Genomic DNA, 567 nt, shown 5'->3' on the forward strand with positions numbered 1-567 from the left:
TAGAGCGCCGGGTTCCCGGCATGTGTCTGGCGGGGGAAGGCTGCATCGTTCTCTGGTGTATCCGGTGTGCGCCAGAACACACCATCGATGGCCAGCAGGGTCAGGCCGCACCAGTGCGGATGCGGCGTGGCGTTATGCCAGAGCTGCGCTGTTTTCGTGAACACGCGGCGGACAGCCTCACTTCCCAGGCGCTGGCGGGCCTGAATAACGGCACTGGGGGCAACGAAGGGGCGATTGCCCGGCAGCATGATGTCCAGGCGATTCACAATCTGGTGAAGAGGTTCTTTACGCTCAAGCGCCATGCCAACAATACACCAGACCATCATTTCGAGGGGAAGACGGCGCTTGCGTAGCGTTACAGAACCTGATTCGGCAAGGCAACGAGAGATGAGTTCGGGGTCGAGGTAATCCCCCAGAGAAGTCAGTGGGTTACGCAGAGAATCGTAACGGGATACCAGATCAAGAGCCTGTCCAATGTGCATAAAAAAATCCGGAAACAAGTGAGCGTTTCCGGATTCTTACACAGCCACTGGATCGGTCAACTGATCCTTAACTGATCGGCATTAC

General features: G+C 56.8%; 1 protein-coding gene. It reads right to left on the reverse strand.

Annotation, left to right across the window (positions count from 1 at the left end; all coding sequences use genetic code 11):
• A partial coding sequence (locus ACJHX7_RS26275; RefSeq protein ID WP_264132958.1) for a transposase domain-containing protein occupies nt 1–500 on the reverse strand: 500 nt, incomplete at its 3' end.
• Nucleotides 501–567 lie beyond the last annotated feature (67 nt).

Source organism: Escherichia sp. WS1451 (genome assembly GCF_046487365.1).
Taxonomy (GTDB): domain Bacteria; phylum Pseudomonadota; class Gammaproteobacteria; order Enterobacterales; family Enterobacteriaceae; genus Escherichia; species Escherichia coli.